The organism is Rhodococcus sp. P4_F3_2 (assembly GCF_056401335.1).
The window spans coordinates 1-445 of record NZ_JBFUJN010000206.1 but is presented as its reverse complement, the minus strand read 5'-3'; the positions used below and the strand labels follow the sequence as shown (position 1 = coordinate 445).

The following is a 445-nucleotide window of genomic DNA, read 5'->3' as shown; positions in this document are numbered from 1 at the left end:
CCCCTAAAAGAACAATTTTAGGAAAGGGCACCTTTGCAGTTGTTCCAAATGAAAAAGAAACGAATAATCAAGTTCAGGGTCTTACGAAACGTGTTTCAGATGTACTAGAAGGTGCTAAAAAACATGGTCATATTAATCCAGTAGTTGTAGGCGCGGTACCATTTGATTATAAAAGCTCTGCTCAATTAATTGTTCCTGAAACAGTCCAGCAATCTACTCCCTTAAAATTTAATTCGGGGGATCACTTAACAACATCAACGCAACCTACATATGAAATAAAAGCTATACCAGAACCTGAACAATATGAAAAGGGTGTAGAAAAAGGAATTAATTACATAAAAATAGGACATCTAGAAAAGATTGTTTTATCAAGGTCACTGTACCTTAATTCATCAGAAGCAGTAGATATTAACCAACTACTTCATAATCTAGCACAGCATAATAA

At 34.6% G+C, this 445-nt stretch carries 1 pseudogene; it reads left to right on the top strand.

Features of this window, described 5'->3' with window-relative positions:
• Positions 1 to 445: pseudogene (locus tag AC1DWA_RS33425) on the top strand (hypothetical protein); the annotation flags it as partial.